The sequence below is a fragment of the Paenibacillus anaericanus genome (assembly GCF_003994475.1).
Taxonomy (GTDB): Bacteria; Bacillota; Bacilli; order Paenibacillales; family Paenibacillaceae; genus Fontibacillus; species Fontibacillus anaericanus.
This window is the reverse complement of sequence record NZ_RZNY01000032.1, coordinates 41110-60186: the sequence shown is the minus strand read 5'-3', so window position 1 is coordinate 60186 and position 19077 is coordinate 41110. Positions and strand designations below refer to the sequence as shown.

At 42.1% G+C, this 19077-nt stretch carries 18 protein-coding genes and 1 other RNA gene; 3 read left to right on the top strand and 16 right to left on the bottom strand.

The features are described from left to right. A partial coding sequence (locus EJP82_RS28215) for a hypothetical protein (protein ID WP_211350276.1) occupies positions 1-188 on the top strand: 188 nt, incomplete at its 5' end. A 169-nt stretch (positions 189-357) separates the two neighbouring features. Here EJP82_RS28215 and EJP82_RS24160 read toward each other — a convergent pair. The 7 genes from EJP82_RS24160 to EJP82_RS24135 form a co-directional block, all read right to left on the bottom strand. Then, the gene (locus tag EJP82_RS24160) at positions 358-1845 is read right to left on the bottom strand and encodes a DUF5605 domain-containing protein (protein WP_211350274.1); all 1488 of its coding nucleotides are present in this window, start codon (positions 1843-1845) and stop codon (positions 358-360) included. A 35-nt stretch (positions 1846-1880) separates the two neighbouring features. Beyond that, complete coding sequence (locus tag EJP82_RS24155; RefSeq protein WP_127194625.1) at positions 1881-2726, bottom strand: carbohydrate ABC transporter permease; 846 nt, start codon at positions 2724-2726, stop codon at positions 1881-1883. 3 nt (positions 2727-2729) lie between these two features. After that, positions 2730-3635, bottom strand: coding sequence for a carbohydrate ABC transporter permease (locus EJP82_RS24150; RefSeq protein WP_246054412.1), 906 nt, complete (start codon positions 3633-3635; stop codon positions 2730-2732). A gap of 82 nt (positions 3636-3717) precedes the next feature. Further along, entirely contained in the window at positions 3718-5046 is a 1329-nt protein-coding gene (locus EJP82_RS24145; protein WP_127194624.1) for an ABC transporter substrate-binding protein, read from the bottom strand. 101 nt (positions 5047-5147) lie between these two features. Then, the gene (locus tag EJP82_RS24140) at positions 5148-6143 is read right to left on the bottom strand and encodes an MGH1-like glycoside hydrolase domain-containing protein (RefSeq protein WP_211350273.1); all 996 of its coding nucleotides are present in this window, start codon (positions 6141-6143) and stop codon (positions 5148-5150) included. After that, positions 6140-6403, bottom strand: coding sequence for a hypothetical protein (locus tag EJP82_RS28210; protein ID WP_211350271.1), 264 nt, complete (start codon positions 6401-6403; stop codon positions 6140-6142). Before EJP82_RS28210 ends, EJP82_RS24140 begins: the two co-directional genes overlap by 4 nt. An 18-nt stretch (positions 6404-6421) precedes the next feature. Then, positions 6422-9097 carry an alpha-L-rhamnosidase gene (locus EJP82_RS24135; protein ID WP_127194623.1) on the bottom strand — a complete coding sequence of 892 codons (2676 nt, stop codon included), beginning with the start codon at positions 9095-9097 and terminating at the stop codon, positions 6422-6424. 238 nt (positions 9098-9335) lie between these two features. Between EJP82_RS24135 and EJP82_RS24130 the strand changes: the two genes are divergently transcribed. After that, positions 9336-10232, top strand: coding sequence for an AraC family transcriptional regulator (locus EJP82_RS24130; protein WP_127194622.1), 897 nt, complete (start codon positions 9336-9338; stop codon positions 10230-10232). 47 nt (positions 10233-10279) lie between these two features. On the opposite strand, the gene EJP82_RS24125 is transcribed toward EJP82_RS24130, so the two are convergent. The 7 genes from EJP82_RS24125 to EJP82_RS24095 all read right to left on the bottom strand — a co-directional run bounded on the left by EJP82_RS24125 (position 10280) and on the right by EJP82_RS24095 (position 15548). Further along, positions 10280-10543 carry a pro-sigmaK processing inhibitor BofA family protein gene (locus EJP82_RS24125; protein ID WP_127194631.1) on the bottom strand — a complete coding sequence of 88 codons (264 nt, stop codon included), beginning with the start codon at positions 10541-10543 and terminating at the stop codon, positions 10280-10282. A gap of 51 nt (positions 10544-10594) precedes the next feature. Then, entirely contained in the window at positions 10595-10861 is a 267-nt protein-coding gene (locus tag EJP82_RS24120; RefSeq protein WP_127194621.1) for a DUF2508 family protein, read from the bottom strand. Between the two features lie 164 nt (positions 10862-11025). Beyond that, entirely contained in the window at positions 11026-11625 is a 600-nt protein-coding gene (gene recR / locus EJP82_RS24115) for a recombination mediator RecR (RefSeq protein ID WP_127194620.1), read from the bottom strand. A gap of 24 nt (positions 11626-11649) precedes the next feature. Then, entirely contained in the window at positions 11650-11961 is a 312-nt protein-coding gene (locus EJP82_RS24110; RefSeq protein ID WP_127194619.1) for a YbaB/EbfC family nucleoid-associated protein, read from the bottom strand. Positions 11962-12025: 64 nt separating this feature from the next. Continuing rightward, positions 12026-13780: a DNA polymerase III subunit gamma/tau gene (gene dnaX / locus EJP82_RS24105; protein WP_127194618.1), complete on the bottom strand. Its 1755-nt coding sequence runs from the start codon at positions 13778-13780 to the stop codon at positions 12026-12028. Between the two features lie 252 nt (positions 13781-14032). Next, positions 14033-14300, bottom strand: an RNA gene (gene ffs, locus EJP82_RS24100) — signal recognition particle sRNA large type. A gap of 120 nt (positions 14301-14420) precedes the next feature. After that, entirely contained in the window at positions 14421-15548 is a 1128-nt protein-coding gene (locus EJP82_RS24095; protein WP_127194617.1) for a hypothetical protein, read from the bottom strand. A gap of 101 nt (positions 15549-15649) precedes the next feature. Here EJP82_RS24095 and EJP82_RS24090 point away from each other — a divergent pair, with 101 nt between their 5' ends. Further along, the gene (locus EJP82_RS24090) at positions 15650-16897 is read left to right on the top strand and encodes a stalk domain-containing protein (protein ID WP_127194616.1); all 1248 of its coding nucleotides are present in this window, start codon (positions 15650-15652) and stop codon (positions 16895-16897) included. Positions 16898-16990: 93 nt separating this feature from the next. On the opposite strand, the gene rpmE is transcribed toward EJP82_RS24090, so the two are convergent. Then, entirely contained in the window at positions 16991-17188 is a 198-nt protein-coding gene (gene rpmE, locus EJP82_RS24085) for a 50S ribosomal protein L31 (protein ID WP_127194615.1), read from the bottom strand. 175 nt (positions 17189-17363) lie between these two features. Then, positions 17364-19073: a dihydrolipoyl dehydrogenase gene (gene lpdA / locus EJP82_RS24080; RefSeq protein ID WP_127194614.1), complete on the bottom strand. Its 1710-nt coding sequence runs from the start codon at positions 19071-19073 to the stop codon at positions 17364-17366. Positions 19074-19077: the final 4 nt, after the last annotated feature.

Genomic DNA, 19077 nt, shown 5'->3' with positions numbered 1-19077 from the left:
TCGTGAAATTCACTCACTCGTTGTTCAGTTTTCAAAGATCAAGTCATTCATTTTTGTCTGCGCTTTGTTTCAGCGGCGACTTTTATAATATATCATATGCCGTCTTCTTTAGTCAAGCTTTTTTTCAAGGCGTTTATTTTGTTGCCTTTATTTTTGCTGGCCTATCGAAGAAGCGATTTATAATGTAACACATAAAACAAACCGTCGTCAACCCATCAAAACAAATAATTAAATGTGGAGGAAAGTATACATTAATGGTTGTCGCGGCAAAATCTCACTAGATCAGAATATCCTCTATTAGATGCAGGAAATTCATAATATATATTTTGCCGCGCTTATTAGTTCTTAGTTTTCTAATCAATCAACCTTCTGTATTCTTAAGGCCATTCCAGGCTTCGCGGGTAACTGAATTGTACTCTTACCTCTTAGAACACCCTCAACAGGATGAATGGACATATTCCACGTATCAATAATCTCCACCTTGTAAGAATAGGTTTCATTAAACTGAGCCTCAAAATATGATGGTCTATGCACTCCAAAGTACCCCAAATATATTTCATCCTCTACACCAATCGTCTCCATTTGACGCAAAGTAAATAAAGGTTTGCTTGCCTCTGGTAACTGTTCGATGATTTGACGAAGGAAGGATATTCTCTCAGGACTCTCTCCATACAATTTACCACCTTTGGCCCACCATATCTCACCCTCAGGATGAAGATAAGTTTCACCATGCCCAGCATAACCACCTCTAACTGCCGCTTCCCAGAAGCGGTGAGTCATTTCTTCTGCTGTAATATTCCCCCACCGAAACGGTACATTACCTTCATATAAGCATTCATCAATTACAATTGGTTTACCGTAAGTTTTCTGCCATTCACGAACTAGGGTAACGTCCCAATGCTGAATACTACAATGTGTTATCCAATCATGCCCATGATTATAGAGAACTACGCTGTCCGGTTCATACATCTTTGTACCATTATGAATAGAACGAAGGTGTCCATATGGATCTTCAGTAAGCACAGTCTGAAACAAAGCATCCCAGTCCTCAACTTTTTTCTCATTCATAAAGTCATATTCGTTGGCCAACGCCCACCAAACATTACGGAAAGAGGATAGTCTTGCTATTAGATAGCGCAGATAGTTATGATCCGCCTCTGAGGACATTCTATCAAACCCCCAGCGCCCTTCATCATATGGATGAAAAAGAATCAGATCGGCTTCAATTCCCATAGAGAGCAACTCATCAATATGTCCTTCTAATCTCTGAAAAAAGTTCGGATTGAACCTAGTAAGATCAAAGCCATCTTCCTGACTCCCTTCAAAAGGAAACTCCACAGGGTTGGTTGCATTAAAACTATAATTTTTAGGAAATACGGTCATGCGAATTTTGTTAAAAGGGGCTTGCCTCAGCGACTCGATCGTTCTTTGTCGTACTTCCTCAGGCTGATGGATCCATGCGTAACAGGTTGTCCCAAATGGATGATAAGCGTTTCCATCAGCATAGCAAAAATGTCCCGCATCTTTGACTTGTACATATCCATGGTTTTCTTGTGATGGTTCTACGCATGTAAAAGACCCTGTGATACCATCAAGCTGCTTCACATTACTATGGGTAACATAAAACCATTCTCCAGTGCGGTTCGGCATAAAACGTAACCGGTAGGTTCCATCACCATCATAGAAGCCTTTTACATCAATAAATTCTGATTCATTCTGAAACGTCGCACTCCAGACTCCATCACCAAAAGCATTATTTTGCTCGGGGGCTATCTGTACAAGCTCGAACCTCCCCCATTGCTCCACGTCAGTTAATAATGCATCCAATTCTTTAGATTGCAGCAATTAACAGCCTCCTCATCATATACTTTTCTTTCGAATTATCCCTTGATTCCTGTCGTAGCAATCCCCTCAACAAAATACTTTTGCATAGAGAAAAAGAGGATGAGACTGGGCACAAGTGATAACACCGACATGGCAAACATAGGTCCCCATGCTGACTCACCAGTAGAATCCATAAATAGACGAAGTCCTAACTGAACGGTATACTTAGCCGAATTATTGAGATACAGCAATTGGCTGAAGAAATCATCCCATGTCCACATAAAGGAGAATAAGGCTGTAGTAACCAAGGCAGGTAATGCCAATGGCATAATCATGCGCAAGTATATTTGAACAGGACCGCAGCCATCAATCCGCGCTGACTCATCCAGTTCCTTCGGTAGGCCCCGAATAAATTGAACAAGTAGGAAGATGAAAAAGGCTTCGGTAGCCAAAAATTTCGGACTTATCAGAGGAAGAAAGCTATCTAACCAATCCATACCTTTAAACATAATATACTGAGGAATGGTTCTGACATGCTGTGGCAACATAATAGTAACCAGCATCAAAGCAAACCATAGCCTCTTCAAACTAAAATCAAGGCGCCCGAACGCAAAAGCGGCCATCGAACAAGAGATCACATTTCCAACAATAACAAAAGCACATATAATGAGTGAATTCCAAAAATAAATGCCAAATCCGCGACCTGCAATTCCCTTCCACCCGTCAGCAAAGTTACTTAATGTAAACTGACTTGGCCATAAGCTGAGGTCACTAAAGATGAGTTGGCTAGGCTTCAAGGAACTCATGATCATCCAGATTACTGGATATAGCATTAGGGCTCCAAAGAATATGATTAATAGATGCTTCAACAAAATTCTGTAATTTTTTATAGTGGACACCATTACCTATTCGCCTCCATCGCCGTAGGTTACCCAACGCTTCGAAGAAGCGAATATAAGGGCTGTGAAAATTCCGATGATTACTAGTAGCACCCAGGCCATAGCTGATGCATAGCCCATTTCGAAGAAGGAGAATCCTTTGAGATATAAATAAAGTGTATAGAACATCGTTGAATCCAAGGGTCCACCTTTGCCGCCACTGACAATAAACGCAGGTGTAAACGCCTGAAATGAACTGATCATCTGCATAATGACATTGAACAGTACGACCGGAGACAATGTAGGGATCGTTATGTTTAAGAACTGACGGAATTTACCTGCCCCATCAATTTGGGATGCCTCATAATAATCTTGAGGAATTTGCTTTAAACCAGCTAGAAATATAATCATCGAGGAACCAAACTGCCAAACTGACAATGCAACCAGTGAAGATAGGGCATACTTAGGATTAGAAACCCAGTCGGGGGCATGGATGCCAAAGGTATCCAATAGAAAGGAATTAATAACCCCGCCACCGCCAAACATTTTACGCCAGAGAACAGAGATTGCGACACTGCCTCCTAATAGCGTAGGAATATAATAGATGGTTCTGTAAATGCCAAGCCCTTTTATCCCTTTATTCATAAGCATCGCTACCAATAAGGCAAAACCTAGCTTTAAGGGAACTGAGCTAAATACATACAGAAACGTGACCTGAAGTGATTTTAGATAGCGTGGATCATGATTAAACATCTTGTCGTAGTTATCAAGCCCAACCCAATTGGATGGGGTGAGTAAGTTGAAATCGGTAAATGACAGGTATAAGGAAGAAATCATCGGTATTAGTGTAAGTGCAAAAAAACCTAGAAACCACGGTAGCAGGAATAAATAAGCTGTTGAATTACGTTTCCACCACTTTACTATCGGGTGAATACCGGACCGGTCATGATGACCGGTCCGATTTTTTTGTTTAGCTACAATCTGATTCAATATGCTCACCCTTTCACTAGCTCATTTATTTCGATTTAGCAACGGCGGCTTCTGCGGCAGTCACAACATCAACCGCGGCTTCTGCAGATGACTTAGCATCAAATCCTACAGACATAGCTGCATTATTCAACTGACCATCGAATTCTCCAATGTTAGGAAGCTCGCGATCCATACTACTCGCTACACCTGCTGCCGTGTTGAAGTATTCATATATTTTCTTATCCATATCCGAACCATCACCGCTCAACATATTTCTAACTTCTTCGGAGCCAGGGATACCACGATCATTCCCTAGAATCTTTGTAGCCTCTAGATCGTTAACCATGAAATTAATAAATAATGCCGCTTCCTTAGGGTGCTTAGATTCCTTACTGATCGTCATGAATTGACTCGGTTGAATCCATAAACCTGAACGTTTCTCATCTTTAGCCGTTGGCAACAAGCTGACACCTAGCTCGTCCTGCATAGCACTCTGGAAACCTGACATTTGATTGGACCAGACTAGGGACATTAATACTTTTCCTTGAACTAGCAAGGATACATCAGGACTGGTCTCCGACATAGATGCAGATGCCTCAGAACTAGGGACTATACCTGCTGCCCGGAAGTTACTCCACATATCGAACCATTTCTCAACATCTTCCTGATTAAAAGCTACTGCTTCATCACGATAGAACGTTTTGTCCTGTTGACGAAGGAAATAGTTCAGATAATGAGTGAAAAACGATTGATCTGCGAAGGCAAATTTACCATCTAATTTAGTTACAGCATCTTTTCCATATGCCTCAAGATCTTCCCAAGTCATATTCTCCTTAAGTGGCTCCAGTCCAGCTTGCTCCATGAGTGTCTTATTGTAGACTAGACCCAATACATTTGAGCCAAGGCTAATTCCGTATTGCTTGTCGTTCATAGCCCCTGCTTCAACTACATTCTGATCAAAATTTTCAATAGAAATCTCTTGACCCACATAAGGGCTTAAATCAAGCAATGCCTCTTTGGAGACATAGTCCGGGTAGTTATTTCCAAGTTGCATTAAATCGGGAGGATTACCTCCAGCGATTTGAGTTGCAAGTTTGTCAAAGTAACCATCATTGCCCATATATTCCGGGCTGATCTTAATGTTCGGATATTTCTTTTCAAACAACTCAATTACCTTTAAGGTAGCATCATGTCTAGCCTGAGAGCCCCACCACATAATCCGTAGACTTACATTTTCATTAGATGAATTTTTCTTATTACTATTGGATGAACTACTACTATTCGCTCCGTCATTGCCTCCATTACCTGAGCAAGCAGCAACAACAAACATCATCAATATAAGCAGTACCGTCAACATCTTCTTTTGTAATTTCATATAAACCCTCCATTCAGAATATGGTGAAATCGTAATCTCTTTATATTAAAAATTCACCTGGAAACCGTTTTCAAATATTAATAGCAAGGAACCATGTGAGTTCATTCCCTTAAATGTCGAGAAAGCGCTGGTTTATCAGCAAGCTCACTCACCATATTAAGTACAAGCATATTCCAGTTGAGAAAACCGCCATTCATCACTGGCTTACCGCTCGCAGGATCGTAATATTCATGAAGAGTTCCACTACGTTCAAGATCTCCTCCGAACAATTCCACTGATTTACGGGCAATAATCTCAGCTTCCTCCCTGTAGCCGTAGTTCATCAAGCCACGGAAAGCCACATAATTGACAATCCCCCAAATCGGACCTAACCAGTTCGACGGATTATTTGTTGCTGAAATATTGTACATTTTCTCATCCATAGCAAGTGAGGGAACTCCATATGGACTATTGAACGTATTCTTGTCAGCTAGATGCATTGTTGATAAGCAAAGGCTCTGTTCGACAGTAGCTGTTCCTGACCACAAAGGAATAAAGCCTGTCCATGCTCGTACTTTAATGGGCAGTGTTTTCCAGAAGACCCCTAGACCCGTGTGAAACCAATCAAACTGTCTTGTCTTAACATCCACATCCACAGAGTAGAAAAATTTGTCCCTTGGATCCCAACATTCCGCTTGGATTGCTTCCTCCAGTTTCTGGGCCTTCTGATTGTAATAGCACTGCCTATCGAAAAGTCCCCATTCACCACAAAGTAATGACATCGCTTTCATTTCACTCACCATAAATGAGTTCAAATAAATATTGGCGGTAGAGAACTTAGGTCTTCCGAAGGTAGCTGGATCATTATCCATCCCAATCATAATGTCATCTGCCCAAACATAAAGGTTGCAATTTTCATTATAATAATCACGATCGTAGCAAGCGAAATACTTCTCAAGTCCATCAATGTACGTTCTGGCCCATTCATAATCGTTACAGTGCCCTGAGATCAGTGCAATATGTTGACTTAAGAACGGCTTATGCATATTGAGTAGAACACCCTCCTTGCGTTTGCCGATCAAATAAGGTTCCTCTGTCTGGCCTTTCTCGATCATCATTGGAATATATCCGTCATCCATCTGATGATCAAAGAAATTGATGGAGTAACCGATCCTTGCGGTAGCAGGTCTCCCTCCAAATTCAGTAGGGCATAAGTTGACCAGAAGGAGTCCCAATCCCACAAGTTAGCACTATAGACAGATCCAGGATCAATAAATGGATATTTCAAATAATGTGCTGGCCCCTTAAGGCACCCCTCTGCTTGTTCAGATATAAACTTACGAAGCAGAGCAACATGACTCTCAAAACGTTCACCCATTCCTATCCTCCTAATAACTCAGCTTATTCTGTAAAAATTCTCTGAAGATATCACACTTTCAAAAGTGTAGCTCCCAGAGCCCACATTAAATATAGATCGGTTTTGTTCAGTTCCTATGAATTGCGCAGGTCCATTTGCTAGAATAACTTCACCTGGAATACGAAGCTCTGTATGCGTGTTTACCGGGAGGTTCACGGACATATGAAATCTATCCTTGTCTCGAGACCATTCAACCCTAATTTCACCGTAGGGAGACTGATATTTACTATTAATAGAAACTAACTTCCCTCCAGGATGAGGTTCAATCTTGATTTTTTTGAATCCAGGCTGCTCATCATCTGGTTCTATGCCGACTACATATCTGTACAGCCATTCACCCACTGAACCCAAAGAATAATGATTAAAAGAATTCATTGATGGGGACTGGAAACCTTTCTCTTCTGTCCATCCGTCCCATCGTTCCCATATTGTCGTAGCACCGTGCTTTACTGAATACAACCATGATGGAAACTGCTCTTGATGAAGCAATCGATATGCCAGATCACCCAAACCATTCTCAGTTAGTACAGGAAGCAGGTATCCTACACCCAGAAACCCTGTACTTAGTCGATCGCCATTGCTGACAATGAGTTCTTCCAGCCGCTTAGCTGATTTTTGCTTGAATTCTGGTGTAAGTAGATCGAAATAAAGCGCCAGTACATATACCGTTTGTGTATCACCCTTGATTGTTCCATCCGCAGAGACATAAGCACGAATGAATGATTCCCTAATCTGTTCAAATAATTGCCGGTATTCCCTCTCATCATCATGATTGCCAAGCACCTTCGCAATACGAGCGAACAAAGCGGTACTATAGCCAAAATATGCTGTTGCGAGTACATCTTTAGGGGTATCTGCACCAACGGATAACCAATCTGCATGATTGGCGTAATCGGGTCTTATCAATCCATCACTGTTCTTCTTTAAATAATCGATCCAGCGCTTCATCGCAGTATAACTTGTTCTTAATATCTCTAGATCACCATACATAAGATAAATCGTCCATGGAATAATAACGCCAGCATCGCCCCAACCAGCATTATCTGGAGCAAACCATTTGGAGCTACTGATACCCTTGTACACCTTCCAACCTGCATCTGGTGCAACATCGGGAAATGCTCCTTCTGGAGACTGCGCATCCAGAACATCCACCATATATTTACGGAAAAAACCTGCGACATTCATATTGTAAGAGGCTGTCCTTACAAATATTTGAGCATCACCAGTCCAACCTAGCCGCTCATCCCGTTGCGGACAATCTGTAGGAACCGACAGAAAATTTCCCCTTTGTCCCCATTGAATATTGGAAATGAGCTTATTAACAAGTTCATCTGAAGTCGTTAATTCACCAGTTAAAGGCGTATCCGAATGTATCACTTTAGCCGAAATTGATATCACTGTTATGTCCTTATTCAAATCTTCAATCTCTATATATCTGAATCCATGAAAGGTAAAGTGCGGCTGGAAACATTGATTATCCTCTCCATTCAGTACATAGTGACAAATCTGAACTGCCCTACGTAAATTCAAGGTATAGAGAGAACCATCCTGATCCAGCATTTCAGCATGATTGATCGAGATACGACTGCCGGCAATACCACGTACAGTAATTGCTGTCCAACCCGTAATATTCTGTCCGAAGTCATATATTGTGGTCCCACGCTCTGTCACATAACTCGATATAGGCGCTACATCTTTTATTATACGTACTGGTGGGCCATTTTGCGGTTGTAATACCCCATTATAGGATTCAAATGTATCCGCCGAGTTCCATTCTGAGTCATTGAACCCTGGTAAGGTCCAACCCTCGTGTTCAAGCCGCGAATCATAACTTTCCCCTTTAATCATGTCTGAATATAGGATTGGACCTTCACTTATTCTCCAACTACGATCAGTGCAGAAGATTTCGTTAGTTCCATCCTGATATTCAATCTGCAATTGCATAAGACAGCTTGGGTGTTTACCGTATATACGCGTTCCCATCATGCCGATATTACCTGAATACCAGCCTGTGCCCAATATGATCCCCCATGCATTATCGCCTTCATGTAAAATATTCGTCACATCAAAGGCCTGATAGAATGCTCTCTGTGAATAATCCGTCCATCCAGGAGCCAATATGTGATCCCCTACGCGATAACCATTAAACCATGTCTCGTAGGTTCCTAGTGCCGTTGCATATAACACAGCTCTAACGATGGGCTTGCCCACAAACAACTCCTGACGCAAATAACTAGCCGGGACAAGTTCCTTTTCCTCTCGATCCAATCTTCCAACCCAATCCCCAGACCAGTCCTGCGTAGACAATCCCGTTCCAAACTCGCCAACATCGCTCCATCCACAATATTCATCATCACTATGCCAAGTTTGAATTTTATAGAAATAGCGTGTTCCCGGAGACAAAGCCATACCGTTATACGTAATATAGATGGAAAGGTCACTAATAACCTTACCACTGTCCCACATATTCCCGTTATCTTCCGTTAAAAGCTCTTCGTTGTCGGCTACCAATATACGATAGGCATATTGGATGAGATTCCATTGTTTATTTGGATAATCTGGTTCTATATTCCAGCTGAATCTGGGGCGATCAGTCCCGATAACCAGAGGATTAATTTCATCCTCTACTAACAGTCGCACCACATTAATTCCCATAATTTCTCTATCTCCTCCCCCTTATGTTGTTCCTCATAAAGATGTATTTGTGAGTCGCTTGTTTCTAATCACTCACAGTATAGGGGACATGGGGCGGACATTTATAGGTCGATCTTGCATAATAACGAGGGGTATTATGTAGAGTTATTTCTCACCTTGATCTTTGCATAAAACTATGGATAATATAAGATTTATACATATCTCTTAAAATACTGCTCATATATGGAGGCGCTTTCAGGTGGTTTTTGAATTAAGAGGAACTCGTTTTTTCGAGGATGACTTTCCTATCTACTTAAACCGTGAAGTCGAGGCATTCCACCTTCGAGAACATATACACGATTTCGTGGAACTCTGCCTGGTAGAGGAAGGACAGGGGCATCACTTTATTGACAAAAAATCATATCCGGTCCAAAAAGGAGATGTATTCCTTCTGCCGGTAGGTACTGTACACGTGTTTCGTCCTGTCTCTGCCCGAACCTCACACCCACTTGTTGTATGCAACTGTATATTCAAATTAGAGGCTCTTCAGGAATTACTAAATAACTTTCCGGCAGACTCCCGTCTATATGAAATGATTACTCGAACATGTGCAGGAGAAGGATATTGGTACCAGTTCAGAGATAACCGTAATAGGCTGAATCATTTATTTAATGAAGCCTACTTAGAGTACTACAATCGTGGAAGCAACTATAGAGTATTGATTCGTTCATTGGTGCTCCAAATATTTATAGTGCTTGACCGTCTCGCTAGTGAAAACGATATTGGCTCTTATACCGAATCTGCTACTATGGTGGCAGAAAGAATGCAAGATGCACTGGAACTACTACATAGCAACTACAAGGAACATTTAACTTTGGAAATGCTAGCAGAGAAAGCTTTTATGAGTGTCAGACAATTTCAGATTATGTTCAAACAAGCTACAGGCAAAACCTTTAATCGTTATATCCAACATGTCCGTATTCTCAAAAGCTGCGAGCTCCTTGTACATACCGATTGGTCAGTGAGGCAAATTGCAGAAGAAGTCGGATATTCAGATATGAAATTTTTCCATGCTTTATTCCGAAAAATCACTAGTGAATCTCCATTAAGGTATCGACAAACTTATAAAAAGAATACAAATTGCAAACACAAATAAAACTCGATGAGCCCTAATAGGGTTTATCGAGTTTTATTCTTCTCATTTCAAACTATAGTCATTTTTAATCCAACCAATAAAGCGACCCCAGGCAGTCCTAAAACCAGCGCTGTACTCATAGTTACAGGATTTAACGGGATATACACTTCGGTGAACAAACCTGAAAAATTAACAAGGTATATTCCTAGTGCAGCAAGCACAACATGAAAGCCCAAACGAGTGAGCCAGGCGAACCCCAGTTTTTTGACAAATAAAATATATAATAACAAGATCAACGAAACAACTAATACACCCACCAGTACCAATTTCATCATCACACTTGTCCTTTCTAAAGTATTTCTCTCATAAAAGTATCTTAAAGTTTATCTTTGCTTGAAAATATTCCAATTCAAGTTTGCTCCCTTAGCAATCTTGAGCTGTATCTGATACCGTCTCTCTGCCGCTTCAAGTGTATAAATAGCTACATCAACTTCGTCACTTTCAACAGCCGCCTGAAAAGCCTGGTATGCCCGCTCCCACTCTTCTCTGGCTTTGCTAACTTCTTGGTATAGTTGTTTTTTGTATATGAAATCACTATCCTCCTGCGGTGCCGATCTCCATCTTGCTATTAGTGCTCTCCATTGTCCCACTCTCTGTCACTCCCCTTCATCCAGTTATTTCATTTGTATCGATGAAAGGACAAACTTAGAACTAAAAGAGGATAAATCAACGCGAACTTATACCTTCTTGCAACAAAAAAAAGAACCATGATCCCGATTATTTATTCGGGTCAAGGTTCTTCTTGTAATAGGTGTTAATGCAATTCGCGGCGGCCTTCTAGTGCCTTGGAGAGCGTTACTTCATCTGCGTATTCCAAGTCACCACCAACAGGTAGTCCATGAGCAATCCGTGTAACACTTATATTAAACGGTCTGACAAGGCGAGAAATATACATAGCCGTCGCCTCTCCCTCAATGTTGGGATTGGTAGCCATAATCAATTCTTTCACTCGCTCATCGCTCAATCGAGTTAGCAGTTCCTTCAGCCGGATATCGTCCGGACCTAGCCCCTCCATAGGAGAGATAGCTCCTTGCAACACATGATAGTAGCCGTTAAATTCTTTCGTCCGTTCCATGGCAACCAGATCCTTGGAGTCTTGAACCACACAAATTATAGAGGCATCCCTAGTCTTGTCCTGACAAATCCGACAGGGATCACAATCCGTAATGTTGCAGCAGACGGAGCAGTAATGAAGATTTCGCTTCACACTAACCAAGGCTTTGGCGAAATCGATAACGTCATCCTCTTTCATGCGCAGCACGTGAAAAGCCAGCCTCGCGGCCGTCTTAGGTCCGATTCCTGGCAAATGGGTAAATGCGTCGATCAGCTTCGCGATCGGTTCTGGATAATACAATGGGCGGTCTCCTTCAGTTGTGGATTAAAACAGTCCTGGAATCTTCATTCCGCCTGTAAATTTACCCATATCTTGGTTTGCTAGCTCTTCAGCTTTGGTTAGAGCGTCGTTCACTGCTGTGAGAACTAAATCCTGTAGCATTTCAACATCTTCTGGATCTACAGCTTCTGGTTTGATGTTCAGAGAGATCACTTTTTTGTGACCATTCACTTGTACTGTAACTACGCCACCACCTGCGCTACCCTCAATGACTTTATCGCCGAGCTCCTCTTGGGCCTTCAACATTTGCTCTTGCATTTTCTTCACTTGCTTCATCATTTGGTTCATGTTATTCATATCATTCACAACTCCTTTTCGATTTCATTATTATAGTATAGATGTTGCTGATTAAATATAGTTATTACTCTTTGATGACCACTAGATCATCGCCGAACATCTGAAGGGCTTCATCTACCCAAGGTTCCTTACTGCCTTCCCCACCTTCAGAGGGTAACTCCAATTCAAGGGATTCCTTCGCTGGCTCCGCAGCCCCTTGAACAGCATCATTCCAGTCCTTCAGCATCATCGTCACCAAGCGGCAAGGCTTGCCAAGTATTCGTGCCATCACTGACTCAATTACTTGTTTGTTAGCTGGCTTCTCCGTGGTTTCACGGTGGATATCATTTTTGAAGGCCACCAGAACAGAGTCTTCCAGCGCGGAAACAGGTTCCCCATTCACAAACCAAGCGTGTATGGTTACTTTCTCTTCTTTAACCGCTTGTAGTACGCCATTCCACTTACCTTCAGCTGCTACAAACTCCGGGCTGTTTCGCTGCGCTACATAACTCGCAAGTCCCGAAGGGAGCTTGGCGGTAGAAGATATCCTCGGTGCGGCAGTTCTTGTTGCAGGTCGGTTTGATTGTGCCCCTGAAGCATCTGATCCAGCTCCACTTCCCAAACCACCTTGAACGGCACGCTCCAGCTTCTTCTCTAACTCAGCCAACTGGCGCTTAAGCTGCTGTACCTCAGAATTAGGAACAGAATTACTTACATTAACCGTGGTATTCTCATGGCCTGCATGCTGCTCTTGTTGTGGAATACCACATATCTTCAGCAATGCTACTTCAAACAACATCTGCGGTTGTACTGCATACTTCATTTCTGTCTGATAATGGTTAAGTGTATCAATCATCGCAAATAATTGATTTCGCGAAAAGGCCTGTGCCATCTCTCTGAAATCCTGAGGATCAAGCACGCGCTCCGTCAGCTTCTCTGCTGCTGGGACCATCTTAATCATCAATAAATCGCGGAAATAATACAGTAGGTTCTCCATGCACTTATCGGCACTTTTCCCCTCCTGCATGAAACTTTCAATCATTTGCAGCATACCGCCAACATCGCCCTCAAGTAGCGTCTTGGCTAGCTCTGCAAACTGCGCCGAAGGAATGCCTCCCGTCATATCCAGCACCTGCTGGTATGAAACATGTCCATCGGTAAATGAAGCTATTTGATCCAATATGCTGAGTGCGTCACGCATCCCACCATCCGACAATCGTGCAATATACTGAATCGCTTCATCTTCAGCTGTAATGCCTTCTTGCTGACAAATAAGCTGTAGACGTTCACTTTGTTCTTCTAAAGATACCCGCCGGAAATCAAAACGCTGGCAACGTGAAATAACTGTAGCCGGCAAACGGTGCGGTTCTGTAGTTGCAAGAATAAACATGACATGCGGCGGCGGTTCCTCTAGCGTCTTGAGTAATGCATTAAACGCCTCGGTCGTCAGCATATGGACTTCGTCGATAATATAAACCTTATGTCTTACTTCCGTAGGGGCATATTTGACTTTCTCACGGAGATCGCGGATTTCCTCAACCCCGCGATTGGAAGCGGCGTCAATTTCAAGTACATCCATAACGGCGCCTGAAGTAATCCGGCGGCATGAATCGCACTCGTTGCAGGGTTCCGGCGCGGGTCCCTTTTCACAGTTGACCGCCTTGGCCAGAATCTTTGCGGCACTGGTCTTCCCGGTTCCACGCGGTCCACAGAATAAATAAGCGTGAGACAGTCTTCCCTCGCGGATCGCATTCTGCAGCGTGCGGATAATATGCTGCTGTCCCACCATGTCTTGGAACGACTGTGGCCGCCAAGCACGGTACAACGCAATATGCTCCATATGCGGCACCTTCTTTCTTCCCTTAAGCGGCATTGCCGCTTCCTTATTATACTATACTCGAGGATCGAGGAAAACTTTTAATCGAGTTTCTCCAGCAAGTGTATGTAGAAATTTATGGAACACTCTTTTGCACAAGATTACTCGATATCGATAACACGGAATTTAGCCCTTATCCAACTAGGTTTGACAATCCATCATACAAAAAAACATCCTTGTCCTGAGACAAAGATGTATCTTCATAATAATATGTAGCCGTGCACCTGTTATTGATCATTGCGATCCAAGCGGCACCTTTAAAGCGCAACTCGGGACAGGCTCTCCTCCGGCACAAAAGTGAAACTGCTTATGGCTGCTTCCTTCCGGACCTGACCAGGTTCACAGGTACTCATTGCGGAGGACCCGTCCGTCAACGTCTGCCGTAAAGACCGGACCTCACATCGACAAGACCTCTAACAGGAATTCAACCTCGCTATAGCGGATTGCGAGTTACAGGGCACCGCTACCTCCCCATCTAGCACGGTAAAAATCATTATATCTCATGCTAATCAAAATTGCAACCAAAGACCCTAGAGATGCTGAAGACAAAAGTAACTACTACCAATAAGCTTTTTTAATTGAAATAATATCTATTAAATAGATTTTACTGCCCCTCTGGCTCTGCTGTTCTATTAAGCGGTTGTGAGCTTACTGCCCATAGATTATTACCAATGAGTAAAAATCCGAAAGAGGTCGGGACGATACTGGTAAAATCAGTACCTCCTTGCGGGATCGTTATCTTCTCCCACTTTTTCCCGTCCGCAGAGTAGATCAAAACGGTTTCTTGCTCAGCTCGACCCGGTGAACTCCAGTCAAAGTGATTGCCCGCTGCCAAATATTCTTTACCGTTATACCCGATAACATTCAGATACAAGCGTAAGCCATCTTTGGAATACTTCCCTGTCTTCTCATTCCAAGTTGCATTTTTAAAGGAGAACAATTCTGTTGTCTTGCTTCCATCCTGCGTAGAGAATATGGAATTCTGATAAGCGTATAGAAACCTTTTACCATCCCATACCCCATTATAGCCACCTAGGAAATTAGTACCTTTACTTGTCCAAATATTACCATCCTTAGAAACAGCCGAGGTATTACCGCTCGCCAGAAAAATCTTCCCGTTCGTTACTAGTGAATCAAGAGGCCGCTCACCAGCGATGCTTTTCTCGATATTCTTAAATTGCGCCTTTTGAAAACTCTTCAGATCACTCGAAATCAGAATATGATTCGGGCCAGCAAAATAGAAACCATTGACGTCCTTATCTCGATCTTGGGCCAAGAAATAATAGGTTCCATTTATGTATAGAAGATCCTGAAAGGCATACTCTTTGTCATCTGTATAAGGGATTACATGTTGATCCCAGATCTCCCCGTCCTTAGAGGTAGAAAAACCCCCATCATAAAGAACAATAAACTGTTGCCCATCAAAAATGAGCCTCCGAACGAGACCAGACGCACCGTCACATTTGACACCATCGATCATTGTGTACGGCTCCTGATCCTCCCAAGTCAAGCCATCTGAAGATTTGTAAAGATACCCTCCATAGTCAAAAAATAAATAGAATTCCCCGTTATATGCGATGTCCCCTTGCTTGTTATTTGAAACTCTGTCCCTAACTTCGAATAGCTGTTCTGTATACAGCTTGGTCTGGGCTTGAGCCTTTTGTACCGGGAGTAGGGGCACTACGAATAACATCAAGATCAACGAGATCATCGAACATTTTCTAAAACTCATATCTTATCCTCCTAAATTCGCTCTTCCTACCCAATGCACTTCATCTAATAGTTTGATATATTAATAGTATAATATGGAACTTGATAGAAAGGATGAAATTGTTGAAAATATTAGGAAAAGTACTACTAGCCACGACTCTATTAGCAGGAACACTTACAGGGTTACATATTAACCAAGTGGATGCGGCACCTCCGGTAAGCATTCAGCTAGACAACTACCCGCTATCATTCCCAACAGAACCAATCATTGTCGAAGGAACCACCATGGTCCCTTTCCGCGCTATTTCGGAAGCGCTTGGCATTCAAATCACTTGGAATCAATCGACCAAGACTATTGATGCGGTTCAAGGTGAAGGAGCAAATGCAACTCGTGTTCAGTTAACCCTCAATAACAAAAAAGCTATCGTTAACGGGTCCACCGTCAATCTTAACGTAGCCCCACAATCGGTTAGTGGCAATACACTTATTCCACTCAGTTTCTTCAGTCAGCAGTTTGGAGCCGATGTGAAATGGGACCAAGCGACGCGTACCGTGTCTATCACTTCTCCACAGAAGCGGTTATATACGTTGGGCTTTTATGCCATCAAATCCATATCTGATGCCGGCTCTATCCCAAGTTTGGATTCCGTCGCCTTTGGTTGGAGCCGAATTGACGAGAACGGAAATTTCACTCTGACAGGCAAAGACTTCTACATGCCCTCTCCTCTAGGGGATGTTACCTCTGAAACACTAGTTAGCAGCGCTACAGACTCCCGCACGACTCCTTATCTCATGGTATACTCCGGCGATGTAAATGGGGAATTGACCAAGATCATCGACGATGCTGAGCTTCGCAAACAAGCCATTTCAGGAATGATATCTACGGCTATCAACAATAAATTTAAAGGGATTATGCTCGACTTCGAAGGCCTTGGACTGACAACGGACAAAACAATTACCCGGGAGTCCTTTAACTCTTTTGTCAAAGACTTATCTAAAGAGACCAACGCCAATGGCTTGAAGCTATCCCTTGCCTTGCACGCACTAAATTCCTCTTATCAAGGGTATGATTATAAGACGCTGGGTAAGATCGCGGATGAAATAATCATTATGGCCTATGATTATCAAAATACAGATCAGCCAGAGCCTATTGACAAGGTTAATGAAGCTATTGCCCTTGCTGTAAAAGAAACCGACCCAGCGAAACTGGTATTGGGGCTTAATATGTATCATGAGAATACGGAGTCCCTGAATCCACTGATCGGTCTTGCCAAAAGATACAATCTCAAAGGTATCGCTTTGTGGAGACTCGGACTGATCACTAGTGACCAATGGACTCAAGTACGCCAAAGTGTTGAATTTAAGAAATAGTATTCCACTTCAAAGAATACAAAAAATCCCCCGACCTCATAGAGGTGGGGGATTTGACATTTGTTAGAGATGCTACTTAAGCAGCAAAACTTATTAGATGCCGTATTTTTTCTTGAACTTGTCCACGCGTCCACCAGCATCCAGGAATTTTTGTTTTCCTGTAAAGAATGGATGACAGTTGGAGCAAATTTCAACACGCAGATTTTGCTTCACGGAACCAGTTTCGAAGGTATTACCGCAAGCGCAAGTAACTGTAGTCAAATTATATTTGGGTTGAATTGCTTCATTCATTTCTTTCACCTCTTTCCGCCCTGTACCTCATGCGTGCACAGAGTTATCATGACACTTTTCTGATTATATCACGACAGATGATGCCACGCAATTGCCTGTTTTAGGATTTGTAGCTCAATTCGATTAAATACATCACAAATAAATTCTGTAATTTATAAAAATATTTTTGGTCCCTCTATCCTAAAAAGTGTAAAGCACCACCTTCGGTTGCCAAGGCACTTTCATGGATTGATTCAGCAGTTGTCGGATGTGCATGAATGGTTTCAATAATACTTTCCGCTGTCAGCCCGTTTTTAACTGCTAACGTAATCTCTCCAATTAAATCAGTTGCATGAGGCCCAATAACAGCTCCACCGATAATCTCATTCGTTTCCTTAGCTTTAATCAGTTTAACAAATCCTTGACTTTCTCCTAAAGTAAGTGCCTTACCGTTGGCTTGGAATGGAAACTTACCTACAACTATTTCTATCCCATTGCTCAAAGCTTCAGCTTCACTAACACCAACAACTGCTATTTCTGGACTTGTAAAAATAGCACTCGGTACCACAGCATAATCCATTTCGCTCTCATGACCCATAATGTTGTTAACAGCAACAATACCTTGATGTGAAGCTACATGTGCCAATTGGATATGTCCTGTCACATCACCGATTGCATATATATTTGACAGATTTGTTTGCATTTTCCCATTAACTTTGATGCCTTTGTTGTTTTCATTCAATTGTATATTTAAGCCCGCAAGGTTTAAATCACCTACATAAGGTGTTCTACCTGCAGCCATTAATACCATATCCGCACATATAAATTTCTTTGTTCCTTGATTATCAAAAGCTACAACACATTCCTCATGTTCACTTTCAATGATTTCCTCTACTTTAGAACCTGTAAATATGTGAATACCTTTTTGCCTAGCGATCTGTGTCATTTCTTCATATATATCCGCATCAATATTGCCTAATATGTGATCAAAATATTCCACAACAGAAACCTTCACGCCGAAGCTGTTAAAGATGAATGCAAACTCCATACCAATTACGCCGCCACCGATAATAACTAATCGTTCCGGCAAGGTCGTCAAATCTAGCGCTTCTTTGCTTGTTATTACCTGTTTGAGCGTGATTCCCGGAATAGGAAGTTCTGTCGTTTCTGATCCAGTGGCAATAATGATGTCTTTAGATTTAATTGTAAACTCAACATTTTTTTCTTTAACATAAATCGTTGCTTCATCAACAATCTGTGCTACACCCTTAATTACGGTTACACCATGTTTATCTAACAGATATCTAATACCATCAACCAATTGATCCACAATTTTATTTTTTCTATCTATCACTTTTTTTATATCAACTGAAACAAGCTCAGCATGTAACCCGTAGCTTTCGGCATGCTTTAAATCATTAAACACCTCTGAGGATCTTACTAAAGATTTAGTAGGTATGCATCCCCAATTGAGACATGTGCCACCAACATTCTCCTTTTCAATCAATGTCACATTGGCTCCTAGCTTTGCCGCTTGAATAGCAGCCACATAACCGCCTGGTCCGCCTCCAATAATAGCTATATCTGTTTCAAGCTCTTTTTTTTGTGGTTTTATCAGGCTGCCAAAATAATTGAACTTTTTCGTCTCACCCGTTGGATCGTTGTTGTCGGCTCCTCCCTCAATCTCAGCTAAAATATCTCCTACCTTTACCATGCTCCCTTCTTCAACGTTTATGCTAATAATTTTCCCCGTAACGTTAGAAGTAATGGCTTTATTTCCCTTACTGGACTCAATTTCAAATAAAACATCATTGGAGGATATAGAGTCCCCTTCCAGTTTATATATCTTGCAAACCTTTGCTTCCTTAGCATGGCCAGAAATACTATCCAAAGTAATGTTAGTCAAGGTG